Raw genomic sequence first — 17,282 nt, forward strand, 5'->3', positions numbered from 1 at the left:
CGCTGCGGCGTCATCGACGACCTCGGCGAGGAGATCTTCGCCGACAAGGTCGGCGTCATGCTCGCCCGCGACCTCGCCCGCGTCCACGACAAGCCGACCTTCGTCGTCGACGTCAAGTCGACCGGGCTCTACCACTCCGATCCGGTGCTGCAGAGCCTCGGGGTCACCACCGATTATTGGAAGACCGGCCACAGCTACATCAAGCGCCGGGTCCACGAGCTCGGGGCGCTCGCCGGCTTCGAGAAGTCGGGCCACTATTTCTTCAACGCGCCGATCGGCCGCGGCTACGACGACGGTTTCGTCTCGGCGATCGCGGTGATCGACATGCTCGCCCGCAATCCCGGAAAGAAGATGTCCGACCTCCGCCAGGCCCTGCCCAAGACCTGGTCCTCGCCGACCATGTCGCCCCACTGCGGCGACGAGGTCAAATACGGCGTGGTCGACAAGGTGATCGCCCGGCTGCTGGCCATGAAGGAATCGGGCGAACCGCTCGACGGCCATGCGATCGTCGAGGTCAACACCGTCAACGGCATCCGGGTGACCACCGCCGACGGCACCTGGGGCCTGATCCGCGCCTCGTCGAACAAGCCGGAGCTGGTGGTGGTGATCGAGAGCCCGGTGTCGGAGGCCCGCTATCGCGCGATGTTCCACGCCATGGACGCCGTGCTGCGCGAGAACCCGGAAGTCGGCGCCTACAACCAGACCATCTGACCCCTGAACCGAGCGCCGACGGCATGCCCGCCCGTCGGCCCGACCCCGAGATCCGCCATGACCGACTCCCCGACGACACCGACCGCCCCGACCGCGCCCACGCTCCGCATCTTCGGTTTCTGCTGGTTCCACCGCGCCACCTACGCCCGCGACCGCGGCCTGATGACCGATCCGGAGGTGTTGTTCGAAACCTTCGACCAGTGGCTGAAGAGCGCCCGCCAGATCGAGCGCGAGATCTCCGCCCGCGGCGACAAGGTGGTGCGGATCGGCTTCGATCCGACCGAATTCCTGCTGTTCTGCGCCACCCGCGGCCTCAAGCCCGACGAGCAGTCGCGCGCCGCCTGGGCCGCCCAGGAAGTCCGCAAGAAATACACCGAGACCCGCTGACCCGGCCCCGCTCAGCCCTTCTTCGGCGTGCGCCCGAAGTCGGGCGCGGCGGTGTCCTGGCCGATGTCGAGAATGCCGCGGCGGATCGCCCGGGTCTCGGTGAACTGGCGGAACAGCGTCTCGCCGTCGCCGAAACGCACCGCCCGCTGCAGCACGAACAGATCCTCGATGAACCGGCCGAGCATCTCCAGAACCGCCGGGCGGTTGTGCAGGAACACGTCGCGCCACATCGTCGGATCCGAGGCGGCGATGCGGGTGAAGTCGCGGAAACCGCCGGCCGAGAACTTGATGACCTCCGATTCGGTCACCGTCTCGAGATCCGCCGCCGTGCCGACGATGTTGTAGGCGATCAGATGCGGGATGTGCGAGGTGATCGCCAGCACCATGTCGTGGTGCTCAGGCGTCATCGTCTCGACCTTCGAGCCCAGCGCCCGCCAGAAGGCCGAGAGCCGCGCCACCGCCTCGGGGTCGGTGCCGGGCGGCGGCGTGAGGATGCACCACTTGTTGTCGAACAGTTCGGCGAACCCGGCGTCGGGACCCGAATGCTCGGTGCCGGCGACCGGATGGGCCGGCACGAAATGGACGTGGTCCGGCAGATGGGGTGCCATCTGGGCGACCACGTCGGCCTTGACCGAACCGACGTCGGAGACGATCGCTCCGGCGGCGAGCCCCGGCCCGATCATCTCGGCCACCGCCCCGGACGAGCCGACCGGCACCGAGACGATCACGCAATCGGCGCCGGCGACCGCTTCCAGCGGATCGAGGGTATAGACGTCGCCGAGCCCGAGCTCGCGCGCCCGCTCCAGCGTCTCCGGCCGCCGCGTCGAGATCACGATCTCGTCGGCGAGGCCGCGGGCCCGGGCGCCGCGGGCGATCGACGAGCCGATCAGCCCGATGCCGATCAGCGTCAGCCGGTGAAAGCCCGGCCGCTCCGGCGTGGCTTCGGTCGCGGTCATCCCGTCATCCCTTCATGAACGCCGTCAGCGCGGCGATCGTCGCCTCGTTGGCCTCGGCCGAGCCGATGGTCATGCGCAGCGTGTGCGGCAGGCCGTAGGACTCCATCCGCCGCAGCACGATGCCCGCAGCGAGGAGATGGGCGTCGGCCTCCGCCGCGCGCTTGCCCGCCAGATCCGGGAAGCCGATCAGCACGAAGTTGCCGACCGACGGCGTCACCGTCAGCCCCAGCGCCTCGAGCGCCGCCGTGACCTTGGGCAGCCACAGATCGTTGTGATCGGCCGCCGCCTGCTGGTGGTCGCGATCTTCGATCGCCGCGATGCCGGCGGCCAGCGCCGCGGCGTTGACGTTGAACGGACCGCGGATGCGGTTGAGCGCGTCGACGACGTGGTCGGGGCCGTAGAGCCAGCCGAGCCGCAACCCGGCGAGGCCGTGGATCTTCGAGAAGGTGCGGGTCATCACCACGTTGTCGCTGGTCGCCACCAGTTCGATGCCGCTCTCGTAGTCGTTGCGCCGGACATATTCGGCATAGGCCGCGTCGAGTACCAAGAGCACCGACTTGGGCAGGCCGGCATGCAGCCGCCGCACCTCGTCGAAGGGCAGATAGGTGCCGGTCGGATTGTTGGGATTGGCCAGGAACACGATTCGGGTGCGCGGCGTCACCGCCGCCAGCAGCGCGTCGACGTCCGCGGTGAGATTTCGCTCCGGCGCGGCGATCGGCCGCCCCCCGGCCGCCCGCACCGAGATCGGATAGACCACGAAACCGTGCTCGCTGTAGACCGCCTCGTCGCCGGGGCCGACATAGGCCTGGGAAATCAGGTGCAGCAGGTCGTCGGAGCCGTTGCCGCAGACGATGCGCTCGGCCGAGAGCCCATAGGCCCGACCGATCGCCTCGCGCAGCGCCGTCGCGGCGCCGTCGGGATAGAGCTCGAGAGCGGCGCCGGCGGCCTGATGGGCGGCGATCGCCTTGGGGCTGGCGCCGAGCGGCGTCTCGTTGGACGACAGCTTGTAGAGCTTCGCCCCCCCCGTGGCCTTGGACTTGCCCGGGACATAGGCGGCGATGTCGAGGATACCGGAGCGCGGGACCGGGCGCTGCGGGCGCGTGTCTTCGGAAGTCATGGCGAATCTCTTCGAAAAGCGGGAGGAAAAGGCGGTTCAGCGGATCGCCGGAACCCCGCCGTCGACCTCGGTCGACCCGGCGGCGCCCGGCCCGGGATGTCGAATCGGCGCCGGATAGCCGCCGACCTGTCGCGGCTCGCGCACTTCGACGCCCCCCGCCGCGAAGGCCGCGCGGATCGCCTCGACCCCCGCCGCCGCCGGCGCCGCCACCAGGAATTCGGTGCGCGGCTCGTCATCGTGCCGCGCCAGCAGTTCGAACCCGACCGCCGCCAGGGCGTCGCTGGGATCGCGATCGCCGACCCCGACCACCGCATGGATCAGCACTTCCGGCGGAACCCCCTCGGAGATCGGATTGGAGACGACCAGCGCCGCGAGATCGGCGACCCGGCCGGGGAACAGGATGTAGGGCAGGCGGGCGATCACCAGCGGCCGGCCCTCGCCGCCGAGCCGATGCCACCACGGGCCGACCCAGCTCGGCTGGGCACTGCGCACGATGCCGAGATCCGACACCGAACGGGCGACCGCATCGATCACCTCTTCGGGTCCGGCGACCAGATGGGCCGGCACGGTGAAGCCGAAATAGAAGCGGGCGAGGTCGCGCATCGCCACGGGATCGCGACCGCCGTCCATGTAGACCTCGTAATGGGCCTGCAGGAAGGTGAAGGTCGAGACGATCTCGCGCCAGATGTGTTCGACGGTGGCGATCGGCAGGATGCCGCGGTGGCGGGTCACCAGCCGGCGCATCATGTCGGCCTCGCGCGCCGGCCGGAAGGCCGCGCCGGAGGCGACGGTGCCCTTGACCTTGATCAACTCGTCGATGATCGCGCTGCGCGCCACCAGGAGGCGGTGCAGTTCCTCGTCGATCGTGTCGATTTCGCGCCTGAGCCCGGCGAGACGCCGGCCCGGATCGATCGTCTCGGTCATGGCTTGCCGACCCGAACCTTCCCTGGAGATCGCAGCCTTCATAGCCGCTCGATCGGCGAAATCAAAGAAAACATTGACAGCCGCACCCTCGGTCAGCATGGCTGATCGCCCATTCGAGGCACGAACGCGCCATGCAGCCCACCGAGGATCCGGTCCGCGAGGCCGAGACCAGCCGCCACCGTCAGGCCGACCAGCCGTCGAGCCTGGTCGCCCGATTCGGGCCCGAGGCGCCGCTGATGCTCGACTGCGGCGTGACTCTCGCGCCGTGGCAGATCGCCTATCAGACCTACGGCACCCTGAACGCCGACCGCTCCAACGCGGTGCTGATCTGCCACGCCCTGACCGGCGACCAGTATGTCGCCTCGACCCATCCGGTCACCGGCAAACCGGGCTGGTGGGAGCTGGTGGTCGGACCGGGCAAGCCGATCGACACCGATCGCTTCTTCGTGGTCTGCGCCAACGTGCTCGGCGGCTGCATGGGCACCACCGGCCCGGCCTCGACCAACCCGGCCACCGGCCGCGCCTGGGGCCTCGATTTTCCGGTCGTCACCGTCGCCGACATGGTCCGCTCGCAGGCGGCTCTGATCGACCATCTCGGCATCCCCGACCTGTTCCTGGTCGCCGGCGGCTCGATGGGCGGCATGCAGGTGCTGCAATGGGCCTCGGCCCAGGCGAAGCGGGTGTTCGCGGCCCTGCCGATCGCCACCGGCGCCCGCCATTCCTCGCAGAACATCGCCTTCGACGAGGTCGGCCGTCAGGCGGTGATGGCCGATCCCGACTGGCGCGACGGCCATTACCTCTCCGCCGGCACCTCGCCCAAGAAGGGCCTCGCCGTCGCCCGCATGGCCGCCCACATCACCTACATGTCGGAATCGTCGCTGCACCAGAAGTTCGGCCGCAAGCTCCAGGACCGCGAGACGCTGGGTTTCGGCTTCGACAGCGACTTCCAGATCGAGAGCTATCTGCGCCACCAGGGCTCGTCCTTCGTCGAGCGCTTCGACGCCAATTCCTATCTCTACGTGACGCGGGCGATGGACTATTTCGACCTCGCCGCCGAGCACGGCGGCGTCCTCGCCCATGCCTTCCAGGGCACGGCGACCCGCTTCTGCGTGATGTCCTTCACCTCCGACTGGCTGTTCCCGACCGCCGACAGCCGGACCATCGTCCATGCCCTGAACGCCGCCGGCGCACGGGTGTCCTTCGCCGAGATCGTCGCCGACCGCGGCCACGATTCCTTCCTGCTCGACGAACCGGAGATGCACCAGATCCTCGCCGGCTTCATCGCTTCCGCCGCCCGCGCCCGCGGCCTGTGACCTCGCTGCGCCCGGCGGGCGGGCACCGCCCCCCGTCGGCCGAAAGGACCCCGCCATGCTCGACGCCTCCGGCATTTCCAAGATTCCGACCGTGCCCGAGGCCCGCGTCGACCTCGCGGTGGTCGCCGAACTGGTCCCGGCCGGGGTGCGCCTGCTCGACGTCGGCTGCGGCGACGGCTCGCTGCTCGAATATCTGGCGGCGGTGAAGGGCATCGACGGCCGCGGCATCGAACTGTCGCAGAAGGGCGTCAACGCCGGCGTGGCCCGCGGCCTGTCGGTGATCCAGGGCGACGCCGACACCGACCTCGCCACCTATCCCGACGGCGCCTTCGACTATGTCGTGCTGTCCCAGACCATCCAGGCGACCACCCACCCGCGCCGCGTGCTCGAGCAGCTCCTGCGCATCGGCCGCCGCGCCGTGGTGTCGCTGCCCAACTTCGGCCATTGGCGGATCCGCTGGCAGTTCCTGCTGTTCGGCCGCATGCCGGTCACCGAGGATCTGCCCTATTCCTGGTACGACACCCCCAACATCCACTTCTGCACCATCCGCGACTTCGTCGAACTCGCCAAGGAGATCGACGCCGACATCGAGAAGGCCATCGCGCTCGACGCCTGGGGCCGCAAGCTGTCGTTCAACGCGCCGTGGTGGTTCTGGAATCTGTTCGGCGAACAGGCGGTGTTCGTGCTGAAGCGCAAAGGCTGAGACGTCGTCAGGTCGGCCGGCCGTGCCCGAGCTCCGGGGCCTCGTCCTCGGCGACCCGGATCAGCGCCGGGCGGAAGATCGGCGCGGCCCGCAGGCGGTTGCCGGAGCGCGCCGGCAGGCCCTGATAGAGTTGCTTGGTCGCTTCGACCACCAGCACCCCGGCCAGCGTCGGCCAGGTCCGCGCCCCGAACCGTTCCAGCGCGCCGGCCATCCGGATCGCGAAGGGCCGCGACGACGGCAGCATGTAGAGCGCGCCGCGCCAGTCGATCGGCGAGAACAGGGTGGTCTTCAGGAGCGAATCGAGCTGGCCCTGGCTGAACGGCAGGCCGTAGCCGAAGGGCGTGGTCTCCAGCCGCGCCCACAGGCCGATGCGATTGGGCACCACGCAGATCAGCCGTCCGCCCGGCGCCATCACCCGCCAGATCTCGCGCAGCACCTCGCTCGGATCGTCGGCCATCTCGAGCGTGTGGACCAGCAGCACCCGATCGACCGAACTGTCGGGCAAGGGCAGCGCCGTCTCGTCGATCAGCGCGGTCGCCGACGGCCCCTCCCACGGCCAGTTGACCACCCCCTGGCGGGCCGGCATGAAGCCGATCACCCGCTCGGCGCGGCCGATGAACGGGCGCAGCAACGGCGTCGCGTAACCGATCCCCAGCACCCGGTCGCCGCCGACCTTGGGCCACATCTCGGCGAGCTTGGCGCGCAGCATCTTGCGGACCAGACCGCCGAGCGGTCCGCCGTAGAAATTCCGGAGATCGACCACGTCGAGGAACATCGCACCATCCGTCGCGGCGGGTCCCGGTTCCGGAACGGAACGCGGGTCGCCATCACCCGTCGGGGATGTTAGAGCATGTTCCGATCGGCAAACCAGCCCGATCGACGAGAACCTGCTCCCACGATGAATCGGAGAGGTTTTCGACCCGGTGCGATCCGGTCGGAGGAAAGTCGATGATCCACGTCCGCCAAGTGCCCGCCCGCGAGGACAATTACGCGGTGCTCGTCCACGACGACGTCTCCGGCGCCACCGCCGCGATCGACGCGCCCGAGGACGAGGCGATCGTCGATGCCCTCGAGGAGACCGGTTGGCGCCTCACCGACATCTTCGTCACCCATCATCACCACGACCATGTCGAGGCGATCCGGCCGCTGAAGAAGCGGTACGGCGCCCGGGTGGTCGCCAATGCCGCCGACGCCCATCGCATCCCGGCGATCGATCTGGCGATCGCTCCTGGAGAGGCGCTGGCGCTGGGCGCCGTCGCGGTGACGATGATCGACACCCCCGGCCACACCCGCGGCCACGTCGCCTATCACATCCCCGAAGCCGAGGCGCTGTTCGTCGGCGACACCCTGTTCTCGCTCGGCTGCGGCCGGATGTTCGAGGGCAGTGCCGAGGAGATGTGGGGCTCGCTCCGGCGCCTGCGCGCCCTGCCGCCGGCCACCCGGGTGTGGTGCGGCCACGAATACACCGTCGCCAACGGCCGCTTCGCGGTCGCCGTCGAGCCCGACAACCTCGTCCTGCGCCAGCGCCTGCTCGACGCCTCGACCCTGCGCGACGAGGGTCTGCCGACCCTGCCGACCACGCTGGCCCAGGAATGCGCCACCAACCCCTTCCTGCGCGCCGATCTCGCCACCGTGAAGGCCGCCGTCGGCATGGCCGATCGCCCCGACGTCGAGGTCTTCGCCGAGCTGCGCGAACGCAAGAACCACTTCTGAGCGGAAGGACCCGCCCGATGGAGACGCTCGCCGATCTCACCGCCGCCGAGGTCGCGCGCCTCCTCGATCTCGCGCCACATCCGGAGGGCGGGCGCTACCGCGAGACCTTCCGCGATCGGCCCGGCCCCGACGGCCGCGCCCGCTCCACGGCGATCCACTTCCTGCTGGAGGCCGGCGAGGTCTCCCACTGGCACCGCATCGACGCGGTCGAGATCTGGCACTGGTACGGCGGCGGCCCGCTGGCGCTGACCGTCTCGGAGAACGGCCACGACGCCTGGAGCGCCCATCTCGGCCCCGACCTGATCCACGATCAGCGGCCCCAGGCGATCGTCCCGGCCCACGCCTGGCAGACCGCGACCTCGCTCGGCCGCTGGACCCTGGTCGGCTGCACGGTGGCGCCGGGCTTCGACTTCGCCGGCTTCGAACTGGCGCCGCCCGACTGGCGGCCACGGCCGCGCGGCTCAGGCGTCGCCTGAGCGGGATTTGCGCGACGCCGGCCGGATCACGTCCCACGAGGCGATCAGCGCCCCGGCGGTGATCGCCACCGCGGCGAAACCGATCGAAACGGACATCTCGCCCCACCCGGCGAGAATCAGCAGCAGCGTCGACAGGAGCGGCGTCACATAGCTCGCCGCGCCGAGCACCTGGATGTCGCCGCGCTTGACCCCGTGATCCCAGACGAAGAAGGCGAGGCCGACCGGAAACACGCCGAGCCCGACCACCGCGCCCCAGGCGACGCCGCCCCGGGGCCAGACCGTCGTCTCGAAGATCAGGTGGCAGACCCCCGACAGCACCGCCGTGGCCAGGCAGAAGCCCGCCACCGTCGCCGTCGGCACCGCCCCCATCCGTCGCGACAGCACCGAATAGCCGGCCCAGGTCAGGGCCGAGGCCAGCGCCGCGGCATAGCCGGGGAGATCGGCCGGGTCGATGGCGATGCCCCGGCCCCGCGTCACCACCAGACCCGCCCCGAACAGCCCGAGCGCCGCACCGATCAGATGATGCGGCCGCAGGCGCTCGCCCGGCAGGAGCCCCGACAGCAGGACGATCAGCAGCGGCCACAAATAGTTGACGAGATTGGCCTCGACCGGCGGCGCCAGCCGCAGCGCGGTGAAGAACAGCGCGTGATAGCCGAACAGACCGCCGACCCCCAGCGCCCACACCCGCAGCGGCTGCCGCAGGACCCCGAGTCGACCGGTCGCCGCGAGCCACACCGTCGCCGCGACGCCGGAGATGCCGAAGGTCAGCATGTTCATCTCGAAGGCCGGAATGCGACCGGAGACGGCGACGAGGGTTCCGAGCGACGCCCACATGACGATCGCCGTGAGGCCGATCGAGGTCGCCAGGGATCGAGACGTCATCATCCAACTCCGCATGTCGGCGGACGCATCCACCGGGCGACGCCGGCGCGCGAACGACCCGACGGAAACGAACGACGCGCCCGAGGGGTCGGGCGCGTCGGACATCGGACGATCGACGCACTCAGCGCGTCGGAATCGGCTTCTCGCCGCGATAATCGTAGAAGCCGCGCTGGGTCTTGCGGCCGAGCCACCCGGCCTCGACGTATTTCACCAGCAGCGGACAGGGCCGGTACTTGGAATCGGCGAGGCCCTCGTAGAGCACCTGCATGATCGACAGGCAGGTGTCGAGGCCGATGAAGTCGGCGAGCTGCAGCGGCCCCATCGGGTGATTGGCGCCGAGCCGCATCGCCGTGTCGATCGCGTCGACCGATCCGACCCCCTCGTAGAGGGTGTAGATCGCCTCGTTGATCATCGGCAGCAGAATGCGGTTGACGATGAAGGCCGGGAAATCCTCGGCCACCGTCGAGATCTTGCCGAGCCGCAGCACGAACTTCTTGCACAGGTCGAAGGTGTGGTCGTCGGTGGCGATGCCGCGCACCAGCTCGACCAACTGCATCAGCGGCACCGGGTTCATGAAGTGCACGCCGACGAACTTCTCCGGCCGATCGGTCGAAGCCGCCAGACGGGTGATCGAGATCGACGAGGTATTGGTGGCGAGCAGGGTCTCCGGCTTCAGAACCGGGCACAGCTGCTGGAAGATCTTGCGCTTGACCTGTTCGTTCTCGGTCGCCGCTTCGATCACGATGTCGCATTCGGCGAGCGCGTCGAGATTGACCGCCGGCGTGATGCGGGCGAGCGCCGCCACCCGGTCGGCGTCGGCGATCAGCGCCTTGTTCACCTGACGCGTCATGTTGCCGTTGATCGTCGCCAGTCCCAACTGGATCCGCTCGGTCGACATGTCGTTCAGAGAGACGTCGTAGCCCGCGAGGGCACAGACGTGGGCGATGCCGTTGCCCATCTGGCCGGCGCCGATCACACCGACACGTTTGATATCGAACCCCATGGTGGCCTCGGTCTCTCGTGGACGCGTTCGGGAAATCCCGCCTCGATCGCGGCGGTCGGGACGGGCATGTCCCGCATCCTGATAGTCAGCCCCGCAAGTTCTTGCAACAACGGAAGCCGTATCAGGAGAAAGACGGATGCCGCCTCCCGAGGGTCCCGCCCCACCCGTCGCCGACGAGCGGTGGCCGATCTTAGAACGCCGCGCCCGGACGGCAAGCCGTCCGACGTCATCCCTAGGGATGACGTCGCAGAAAGGTCGGCACCGTCACTTTCCGGCCTCACCGAGCTTCGCGGCGAGTTCCGGCAGGGCGACGAACAGGTCGGCGACCAGACCGTAGTCGGCGACCTGGAAGATCGGCGCCTCCTCGTCCTTGTTGATCGCCACGATCACCTTGGAGTCCTTCATCCCGGCGAGATGCTGGATCGCCCCGGAAATGCCGACCGCCAGATAGAGTTCGGGCGCCACCACCTTGCCGGTCTGGCCGACCTGCCAGTCGTTGGGGGCGTAGCCGGCATCGACCGCGGCGCGGGAGGCGCCGATCGCCGCCCCGAGCTTGTCGGCGACCGGTTCGATGTAGGTGGTGAAGTTCTCGCGGCTCTGCAAGGCGCGGCCGCCCGAGATGATCGCCTTGGCCGAGGTCAGCTCCGGCCGGTCGGAGACCGACAGTTCCTCGCCGACGAAGCGCGACAGCGCCGGATCGGCGGTTGCCGCGACGTTTTCGATCGCCGCCGCGCCGCCCTGGGGCGCCGCCGGGAAGGCCGCAGTGCGCACCGTCACCACCTTGATCGGATCCTTCGAGCGGACCACCTGCACGGCGTTGCCGGCATAGATCGGCCGTTCGAACGTGTCCGGCCCGACCACCGCCGAGATCTCGGAGATCTGCATCACGTCGAGCAGTGCCGCGACCCGCGGCAGCACGTTCTTGGCCGAAGCGGTGGCCGGCGCGACGATCGCCGAGCGACCCGCGGCCAGCGACACGATCAGCGCCGCCAGCGGTTCGGCGAGGCCGTGGGCGAGATGGGCCGCGTCGGCGACCAGCACCTTGGAGACCCCGGCGAGGTGCGCCGCCTGGGCGGCGATCGCCGCCACCCCGTGGCCGGCGACCAGCACTTCGACGTCGCCGCCGATGCGCAGCGCCGCGGAGAGCGCCTTGGCGGTGGCGTCCTTGAGAACCGTGCCGTCGTGTTCGGCGATGAGCAGAATGGTCATGTCGCGGCTCCCCTCAGATCACGCCGGCTTCGTTCTTCAGCTTCGACACCAGATCGGCGACCGAGGCGACCTTGACCCCGGCCTTGCGGACCGGCGGTTCGCGGGTGGTCAGCACCTCCAGCCGCGGCGCCGGATCGACCCCCCAGTCGGCGGCGACCGATTCGGCGATCGGCTTCTTCTTGGCCTTCATGATGTTGGGCAGCGACGCGTAGCGCGGCTCGTTGAGGCGCAGGTCGGTGGTGACGATCGCCGGCAGGGTCAGCACGACGCTCTGCAGGCCGCCGTCGACTTCGCGGGTCACCGCCAGGGTCTCGCCCTCGACCGCGATCTTGGAGGCGAAGGTGCCCTGGGCATAGCCGGTCAGCGCCGCCAGCATCTGGCCGGTCTGGGCGCAGTCGTCGTCGATCGCCTGCTTGCCGAGGATCACCAGGCCGGGCTTCTCCGCCTCGACCACGCCCTTCAGGATCTTGGCCACCGCCAGCGGCTCGACCGCACCTTCGACCTTGACCAGCAGGCCGCGGTCGGCGCCCATCGCCAGCGCCGTGCGCAGCGTCTCGGCGGCCTGGGCCGGACCGATCGACACCACCACGATCTCCGTGGCCACGCCCTTTTCCTTCAGCCGGATCGCCTCTTCGACGGCGATCTCGTCGAAGGGATTCATCGACATCTTGACGTTGGCGAGATCGACCCCGGAACCGTCCGGCTTGACGCGGATCTTCACGTTGTAGTCGACCACCCGCTTCACGGGTACGAGGATCTTCATGAGCTGGGGCCTCCCGACACGCCGGACGCCGCCGGCATCGAAACTGTGGTGCCGACGCACGAACGGGACCGGATCGCGTCGCGGTCGCGCTCGCCATCGAGGGCGCGGCGGACGCTATTGACGTCCCCGAGCCCTGTCAATTCGCCATCTGAACGATATCGGCAGGGTATTGACGTGCGGTGCCGACGACCGCCCGCCGCTCCCGCGCCCGCGGTCTCAGCGGTTCTCGCCCGGCACCCACAGCACGTCGGACCGGCCGTGGTCGTTCACCCACCGCGCCGCCACGAAGAAGAAGTCGGACAAGCGGTTGACATAGGCGATCGCCGCCGGCCCGACCCTGTCGTCGCCCCCGGCGGCCAGCGCCACCATCAGCCGTTCGGCCCGCCGCGACACCGTGCGGGCGTGATGGAGATGGGCCGCCGCGGCGCTGCCGCCCGGCAGCACGAAGGAGGCGAGCGGTTCGAGATCGCCGTTCAGCCGGTCGATCTCCGCTTCCAGCCGTGTCACCTGGGCGGGAACGATCCGGAGCGGCTCCCACTTGAGGGTCGCTCCCGGCGGCGTGGCCAGATCGGCCCCGAGATCGAACAGATCGTTCTGGATCCGCGCCAGCATCACGTCGAGCTCGAGGTGATCGACGCCGGTGTGCAGGCGGGCCAGCCCGACCACCGCGTTGGTCTCGTCGATCGTGCCATAGGCCTCGATCCGCGGATCGGACTTCAGCCGCCGTTCGCCGGTGACCAGCGCCGTCGTGCCGTCGTCGCCCTTGCGCGTATAGATCCGATTGAGCACCACCATCCGTCGTTCCCATTGCGATGCACCCTCCCGGGCGCCCGCCTCAATGCCGAACCCACATCAGTCCGGCGACCAACACCAGGGCCAGCGCCTGCAGCGCCACCCGCCACCGCATCAGCCGTTGCGACCGCTCGGACGAGCCGACGCGCATCATCCCGAACACCCCGGTGAACAGAACCCCGGCGGTGGCGATCACCACCATCACCAGCGCGACGTCGAGAACCCGTTCCATCACCGTCCTCCGCTCCGCCTCCGGTCGACCCCGACCATAGGCCGGGAGGCGGTGTCTTGGCGAGAGGACCGCCGGTCGCGACGCGCCTGCGCAGGCGCCGGAATCGAAAACCGGCCGGCGTTTCCGCCGACCGGTTCCCAAAGAGCTGCGATGACCTTGTGTGTGACTTTGTCTTCGCAGAAACACCGCCGGAAAGCAATCGGAAACCTATGGAAAGGTAAACGCTTGTCCCACGCGGACGTTAATCTTCGTAAACGCCGTCGCCCGCGCGCCCCTCGTCCGGGCAAAAAAAGGCCGGCCGGAGTGAATCCGGCCGGCGAGAATCTCAGTCAAGAGTGGAAGATCCCCTGAACTTCCACTCGCCGACGATCATGATCGTTTCCGACGTGATTCCAACCCCTGATTTTTGAGGGGGTCAGCGCGTCAGCTCGGCTCGTCGAGCAGGCGTCGGGCGATCACTTGCGCCTGGATCTCGGCCGCACCTTCGAAGATGTTGAGGATGCGCGCGTCACACAGAACCCGCGAGATCGGGTATTCGAGAGCGAAGCCGTTGCCGCCGTGGATCTGCAGAGCGTTGTCCGCGGCGGTCCAGGCCACCCGCGCTCCGAGCAGCTTGGCCATCCCGGCCTCGAGATCGCAGCGCTTGCCCTGATCCTTCTGGCGCGCCGCGAAATAGGTGAGCTGACGGGCGACCATCACCTCCACCGCCATCAGCGCCAACTTGTCGGAGACGCGCGGGAAGGCGATCAGCGGCTTGCCGAACTGGATCCGCTCCTGGGCATAGCGCAGGCCGAGGTCGAGCGCCGACTGGGCGACGCCGATGGCGCGCGCCGCGGTCTGGATGCGGGCGCTCTCGAAGGTCTGCATCAACTGCTTGAAACCTTGGCCTTCGACGCCACCGAGCAGATTGTCGGCCGGCACGGTGAAGCCGTCGAAGGCGATCTCGTATTCCTTCATGCCGCGATAGCCGAGCACTTCGATCTCGCCGCCGGACATGCCGGCCGCCGGGAAGGGCTCGGCGTCGCTGCCGCGCGGCTTGGGCGCCAGCAGCATCGACAGGCCCTTGTAGCCCGGCTGATCGGGATCGGTGCGCACCAGGAGGGTCATCAGATCGGCGCGGACCGGATGGGTGATCCAGGTCTTGTTGCCGGTGACCACCCAGGCGTCGCCCTGTTTGACCGCCCGGGTCTTGAGCGAGGCGAGGTCCGAGCCGGTGTTGGGCTCGGTGAACACCGCGGTCGGCAGCACTTCGCCCGAGGCGATGCGCGGCAGCCATTCGGCCTTCTGCGCCTCGGTGCCGCCGCCGAGGATCAGCTCCGCGGCGATCTCCGAGCGGGTGCCGAGCGAGCCGACGCCGATATAGGCGCGCGACAGCTCCTCGGAGACCACGCACATCGATTCCTTGCCGAGACCCAGGCCGCCGTATTCCTCCGGAATGGTCAGGCCGAACACCCCCATCTCGGCCATCTGCTCGACCACCGCCATCGGGATGTATTCGTTCTTCAGGTGCCATTCGTGGGCGTGCGGCACCACCGCGTCGAGGGCCAGCTTGCGCATCTCGTGGCGGAACTGGTCGAGGGTCTCGTCGAGCCCGGCCTCGCCGTAGGTCGACGCCGCGCCTTCGAGCCGCGCCATCGCCGCCACCAGTCGCGCCCGGGTCGCCGGCGTGCTGCCTTGCGTGATCAGCTGCTCGACCGCCGGCACCCGCGCCCGCGCCGCGGCCTCCGCCGGCACGCCGAGATCGGCGAGCCGGACGATCTCGCCCTGGTTCATCGGAATGCCGCCGAACACCTGGGCGAGATATTCGCCGAAGGCGATCGCCACGATGTCATGCTCGACCTCGCCGAAGGTGCCGGCCGCGGTCAGCCGCTCGCCGTAGTCGACCATCTCGCGCAGGGCTTCGACATAGGTCGCCAGCCAAGCGAGGCCGTGGGTGGCGCGCTGTTCCTCGTCGACCCGCGCCGCGGAGATCCGGCCGTCGACCACGACCCGGGCGCGCACCGCGCCCTTGGCCACCGCGAACAGGCCGTCCAGGGCCGCGACCGCCTCGCGACCGAGGGTGATGAGGTTCGAATCGATTCGATCGGCCGTCGCGGCGATGCTCATGGTCTCTCCCTTGCCCGGTCGGCGCTGGTCCGCCCCCGGACGACGTGTTGTGTTGCAGTGCGAAAGAATAGGGATGCCGCCGCCCCGCGCAATGCGCCGAAAGACGGGGATCGACCGGGATTCGCGGGCGTGGAGCGCCTCAGCCGCGATTGGCCAGCGCCACGCCGACCGCCGCCACGGCCATGCCGACGATCTGCACCGGCGACAGGGTCTCGCCGAACAGCAGCCACGCCTGGAGCACCGCCGCCGGCGGCACCAGATAGATCAGCGAGGCGGCGCGCGACACCTCGCCGCGCCGGATCAGATGGAGGAGCAGGCCGATCGCCCCGATCGACAGACCGATCACCGACCACGCCAGGGTCAGACCGCTGGTCGGGGTGAGATGGAAGCGCATCGGCTCGATCGCCGCGGCGACCGGCAGCAGCACCGCCGCCGCGCCGACATATTGCAGGGCCGCCACCGAGACCAAGTGGCCGGAGGCGACGAAACGCTTCTGATAGAAGGTGCCGAGCGTCACCGCCAGCATCGCCGCGACGTTGACGGCGATCGGCAGGGCAATCCCGTCCGCCGCTCCACCGGCGGCGGCGAGCTTCGGCGCCACCACCAGGGCGATGCCGAGGAAGCCGATCGCGAAACCGGTCATCCGCTTTGGCCCGATCCGCTCGCCGGCGAGCCACGGCGCCAGCGCCGCGGTCATCAGCGGCTGCGAGGCGGCGATCACCGCCGACAGGCCGGCCGGCACGCCGTGGCCGATCGCCCACCACACGCCGCCGAGATAGACGCCGTGCAGCAGCACGCCCGAGGCCATGGCATGGCCGACCGCCGCCCGGCTGCTCGGCCACGGCGCGCGGATCGCCAGAGCGAGCGCGGTCAGGATCATCAGCGCCGCGGCGAAGCGCACCACCAGGAAGGTCAGCGGATCGGCGTCGATCACCGCGTAACGGCCGGCCACCCAGCCGGTCGACCAGATCATCACGAAGGACACCGGCGCGAGCGCGGCGGAAAGCGAACCACGGAACATCGGTGCGGATCTCGGGAGGGGCACGAACGAAAGGCGCGGGAGACTCTCCCGCGCCTTCGCATTGTTTCACCGTCTCGACCACGAGGAAAGGCGGCGGGAACCCGCCGCCCCACCGCGATCAGTCGTTGTTGCGCTGGCCGAACAACTGCAGCAACATCATGAAGAGGTTGATGAAGTCGAGGTAGAGGGTGAGCGCGCCCATCACCGCCGAGCGACCGATCGTCGCCTCGTCGGCGCCCGACAGACCGTAGATGTACTGGTCCTTGAGCTTCTGGGTGTCGTAGGCGGTGAGGCCGGCGAACACCAGCACGCCGATCACCGAGATGGCGAACTGCAGCGCGCCCGAGGCCAGGAACATGTTGACCAGGCTGGCGATGACGATGCCGATCAGGCCCATCATCAGGAACGAGCCCATCCCCGACAGCGAGCGCTGGGTGGTGTAGCCGTAGAGCGACAGGCCACCGAAGGCCGCCGCCGAGATGAAGAACACCTGGGCGATCGAGCCGTGGGTATAGACCAGGAAGATCGTCGCCAGCGACACGCCGACCAGACCGGCATAGAGGAAGAACACGCCGCGCGCCGTCGAGGGCTGCATGCGGTCGACCCGGAAGCCGAGCAGGAATACGAGGCCGAGCGGCGCCAGCATCACCACCCACTTCAGCGGGCTGACGAACAGCGTGTAGCCGACCGAAGTCAGAGCGAGCGAGCGCGACACGTTGGCGACCGCATCGGCGGCACCGGGCGTGGTGACCGACATCGCGTAGACCAGCATCGCGGCGAGGCCGGTGATCGCCACGCCGATGGCCATGTAGTTGTAGATCGAGAGCATGTAGGTGCGCAGGCCGCGGTCGATCGCCTGCGCGTCGCCGCGCGCCAGGGTCGAACCGAACCGGGCGTAATCGTTGCCGAAGTTCGACATCGGTGTGAGTCCTTTTCGTTTGGTGCTCTCGCGCGTGTCACCGTGCCATGAGAGC

General features: G+C 69.2%; 18 protein-coding genes and 1 pseudogene. 6 read left to right on the top strand and 13 right to left on the bottom strand.

What is annotated here, in order from left to right; translation table 11 throughout:
* Positions 1-711, top strand: a pseudogene (locus tag EYW49_RS04580) (phosphomannomutase/phosphoglucomutase); the annotation flags it as partial.
* Positions 712-768: 57 nt separating this feature from the next.
* Positions 769-1,098: a hypothetical protein gene (locus tag EYW49_RS04585; protein ID WP_131306680.1), complete on the top strand. Its 330-nt coding sequence runs from the start codon at positions 769-771 to the stop codon at positions 1,096-1,098.
* A gap of 11 nt (positions 1,099-1,109) precedes the next feature.
* On the opposite strand, the gene EYW49_RS04590 is transcribed toward EYW49_RS04585, so the two are convergent.
* Genes EYW49_RS04590 through EYW49_RS04600 form a run of 3 tightly spaced genes read right to left on the bottom strand, consistent with a single transcriptional unit; the run spans position 1,110 to position 4,095 of the window.
* Positions 1,110-2,054, bottom strand: a complete 945-nt coding sequence (locus EYW49_RS04590) for a prephenate/arogenate dehydrogenase family protein (RefSeq protein ID WP_131306682.1) — start codon at positions 2,052-2,054, stop codon at positions 1,110-1,112.
* A 4-nt stretch (positions 2,055-2,058) separates the two neighbouring features.
* Positions 2,059-3,171, bottom strand: coding sequence for a histidinol-phosphate transaminase (gene hisC / locus EYW49_RS04595; RefSeq protein ID WP_131306684.1), 1,113 nt, complete (start codon positions 3,169-3,171; stop codon positions 2,059-2,061).
* Between the two features lie 36 nt (positions 3,172-3,207).
* Entirely contained in the window at positions 3,208-4,095 is an 888-nt protein-coding gene (locus tag EYW49_RS04600; RefSeq protein WP_131306686.1) for a chorismate mutase, read from the bottom strand.
* A gap of 131 nt (positions 4,096-4,226) precedes the next feature.
* Here EYW49_RS04600 and metX point away from each other — a divergent pair, with 131 nt between their 5' ends.
* Together metX and metW are read left to right on the top strand one after the other, a co-directional pair.
* Complete coding sequence (gene metX / locus EYW49_RS04605) at positions 4,227-5,408, top strand: homoserine O-acetyltransferase MetX (protein ID WP_131306688.1); 1,182 nt, start codon at positions 4,227-4,229, stop codon at positions 5,406-5,408.
* A 55-nt stretch (positions 5,409-5,463) separates the two neighbouring features.
* The gene (gene metW, locus EYW49_RS04610) at positions 5,464-6,111 is read left to right on the top strand and encodes a methionine biosynthesis protein MetW (protein WP_131306690.1); all 648 of its coding nucleotides are present in this window, start codon (positions 5,464-5,466) and stop codon (positions 6,109-6,111) included.
* A gap of 7 nt (positions 6,112-6,118) precedes the next feature.
* On the opposite strand, the gene EYW49_RS04615 is transcribed toward metW, so the two are convergent.
* The gene (locus tag EYW49_RS04615) at positions 6,119-6,886 is read right to left on the bottom strand and encodes a class I SAM-dependent methyltransferase (protein ID WP_131306692.1); all 768 of its coding nucleotides are present in this window, start codon (positions 6,884-6,886) and stop codon (positions 6,119-6,121) included.
* A 173-nt stretch (positions 6,887-7,059) separates the two neighbouring features.
* On the opposite strand from EYW49_RS04615, the gene gloB reads away from it, so the two are divergent.
* Both gloB and EYW49_RS04625 read left to right on the top strand, forming a co-directional pair.
* Positions 7,060-7,824 (top strand): hydroxyacylglutathione hydrolase, encoded by a 765-nt coding sequence (gene gloB, locus EYW49_RS04620; protein ID WP_131306694.1) that lies wholly within the window; start codon positions 7,060-7,062, stop codon positions 7,822-7,824.
* Between the two features lie 17 nt (positions 7,825-7,841).
* Positions 7,842-8,300, top strand: coding sequence for a cupin domain-containing protein (locus EYW49_RS04625; RefSeq protein ID WP_131306696.1), 459 nt, complete (start codon positions 7,842-7,844; stop codon positions 8,298-8,300).
* On the opposite strand, the gene yddG is transcribed toward EYW49_RS04625, so the two are convergent.
* From yddG to EYW49_RS04670, 9 genes are all read right to left on the bottom strand, one after another.
* Positions 8,286-9,182, bottom strand: coding sequence for an aromatic amino acid exporter YddG (gene yddG, locus EYW49_RS04630; protein WP_131306698.1), 897 nt, complete (start codon positions 9,180-9,182; stop codon positions 8,286-8,288). The genes EYW49_RS04625 and yddG overlap by 15 nt on opposite strands.
* A gap of 121 nt (positions 9,183-9,303) precedes the next feature.
* Positions 9,304-10,185: a 3-hydroxybutyryl-CoA dehydrogenase gene (locus tag EYW49_RS04635; RefSeq protein ID WP_131306700.1), complete on the bottom strand. Its 882-nt coding sequence runs from the start codon at positions 10,183-10,185 to the stop codon at positions 9,304-9,306.
* Positions 10,186-10,449: 264 nt separating this feature from the next.
* Positions 10,450-11,394, bottom strand: coding sequence for an electron transfer flavoprotein subunit alpha/FixB family protein (locus EYW49_RS04640; protein WP_131306702.1), 945 nt, complete (start codon positions 11,392-11,394; stop codon positions 10,450-10,452).
* Positions 11,395-11,407: 13 nt separating this feature from the next.
* Complete coding sequence (locus tag EYW49_RS04645) at positions 11,408-12,157, bottom strand: electron transfer flavoprotein subunit beta/FixA family protein (protein ID WP_131306704.1); 750 nt, start codon at positions 12,155-12,157, stop codon at positions 11,408-11,410.
* 216 nt (positions 12,158-12,373) lie between these two features.
* The gene (locus EYW49_RS04650) at positions 12,374-12,952 is read right to left on the bottom strand and encodes a cob(I)yrinic acid a,c-diamide adenosyltransferase (RefSeq protein WP_131306706.1); all 579 of its coding nucleotides are present in this window, start codon (positions 12,950-12,952) and stop codon (positions 12,374-12,376) included.
* 40 nt (positions 12,953-12,992) lie between these two features.
* Entirely contained in the window at positions 12,993-13,181 is a 189-nt protein-coding gene (locus EYW49_RS04655) for a twin transmembrane helix small protein (RefSeq protein ID WP_131306708.1), read from the bottom strand.
* A gap of 423 nt (positions 13,182-13,604) precedes the next feature.
* Entirely contained in the window at positions 13,605-15,287 is a 1,683-nt protein-coding gene (locus EYW49_RS04660; protein WP_131306710.1) for an acyl-CoA dehydrogenase family protein, read from the bottom strand.
* Positions 15,288-15,426: 139 nt separating this feature from the next.
* Positions 15,427-16,308, bottom strand: a complete 882-nt coding sequence (locus EYW49_RS04665; RefSeq protein WP_131306712.1) for a DMT family transporter — start codon at positions 16,306-16,308, stop codon at positions 15,427-15,429.
* Between the two features lie 118 nt (positions 16,309-16,426).
* On the bottom strand, positions 16,427-17,227 hold the full coding sequence (locus tag EYW49_RS04670) for a Bax inhibitor-1/YccA family protein (RefSeq protein ID WP_131306714.1): 801 nt from the start codon (positions 17,225-17,227) through the stop codon (positions 16,427-16,429).
* Between the last annotated feature and the right edge of the window lie 55 nt (positions 17,228-17,282).

Origin of the sequence: Siculibacillus lacustris, assembly GCF_004328075.1 — a bacterium.
Classification (GTDB): Bacteria; Pseudomonadota; Alphaproteobacteria; order Rhizobiales; family Ancalomicrobiaceae; genus Siculibacillus; species Siculibacillus lacustris.

Bases quoted from the DNA above. Each gene is read 5' to 3' on its own strand.
- EYW49_RS04585 (WP_131306680.1), top strand. From the start codon at position 769: ATGACCGACTCCCCGACGACACCGACCGCCCCGACCGCGCCCACGCTC.
- EYW49_RS04590 (WP_131306682.1), bottom strand. From the start codon at position 2,054: ATGACCGCGACCGAAGCCACGCCGGAGCGGCCGGGCTTTCACCGGCTG.
- hisC (WP_131306684.1), bottom strand. From the start codon at position 3,171: ATGACTTCCGAAGACACGCGCCCGCAGCGCCCGGTCCCGCGCTCCGGT.
- EYW49_RS04600 (WP_131306686.1), bottom strand. From the start codon at position 4,095: ATGACCGAGACGATCGATCCGGGCCGGCGTCTCGCCGGGCTCAGGCGC.
- metX (WP_131306688.1), top strand. From the start codon at position 4,227: ATGCAGCCCACCGAGGATCCGGTCCGCGAGGCCGAGACCAGCCGCCAC.
- metW (WP_131306690.1), top strand. From the start codon at position 5,464: ATGCTCGACGCCTCCGGCATTTCCAAGATTCCGACCGTGCCCGAGGCC.
- EYW49_RS04615 (WP_131306692.1), bottom strand. From the start codon at position 6,886: ATGTTCCTCGACGTGGTCGATCTCCGGAATTTCTACGGCGGACCGCTC.
- gloB (WP_131306694.1), top strand. From the start codon at position 7,060: ATGATCCACGTCCGCCAAGTGCCCGCCCGCGAGGACAATTACGCGGTG.
- EYW49_RS04625 (WP_131306696.1), top strand. From the start codon at position 7,842: ATGGAGACGCTCGCCGATCTCACCGCCGCCGAGGTCGCGCGCCTCCTC.
- yddG (WP_131306698.1), bottom strand. From the start codon at position 9,182: ATGACGTCTCGATCCCTGGCGACCTCGATCGGCCTCACGGCGATCGTC.
- EYW49_RS04635 (WP_131306700.1), bottom strand. From the start codon at position 10,185: ATGGGGTTCGATATCAAACGTGTCGGTGTGATCGGCGCCGGCCAGATG.
- EYW49_RS04640 (WP_131306702.1), bottom strand. From the start codon at position 11,394: ATGACCATTCTGCTCATCGCCGAACACGACGGCACGGTTCTCAAGGAC.
- EYW49_RS04645 (WP_131306704.1), bottom strand. From the start codon at position 12,157: ATGAAGATCCTCGTACCCGTGAAGCGGGTGGTCGACTACAACGTGAAG.
- EYW49_RS04650 (WP_131306706.1), bottom strand. From the start codon at position 12,952: ATGGTGGTGCTCAATCGGATCTATACGCGCAAGGGCGACGACGGCACG.
- EYW49_RS04655 (WP_131306708.1), bottom strand. From the start codon at position 13,181: ATGGAACGGGTTCTCGACGTCGCGCTGGTGATGGTGGTGATCGCCACC.
- EYW49_RS04660 (WP_131306710.1), bottom strand. From the start codon at position 15,287: ATGAGCATCGCCGCGACGGCCGATCGAATCGATTCGAACCTCATCACC.
- EYW49_RS04665 (WP_131306712.1), bottom strand. From the start codon at position 16,308: ATGTTCCGTGGTTCGCTTTCCGCCGCGCTCGCGCCGGTGTCCTTCGTG.
- EYW49_RS04670 (WP_131306714.1), bottom strand. From the start codon at position 17,227: ATGTCGAACTTCGGCAACGATTACGCCCGGTTCGGTTCGACCCTGGCG.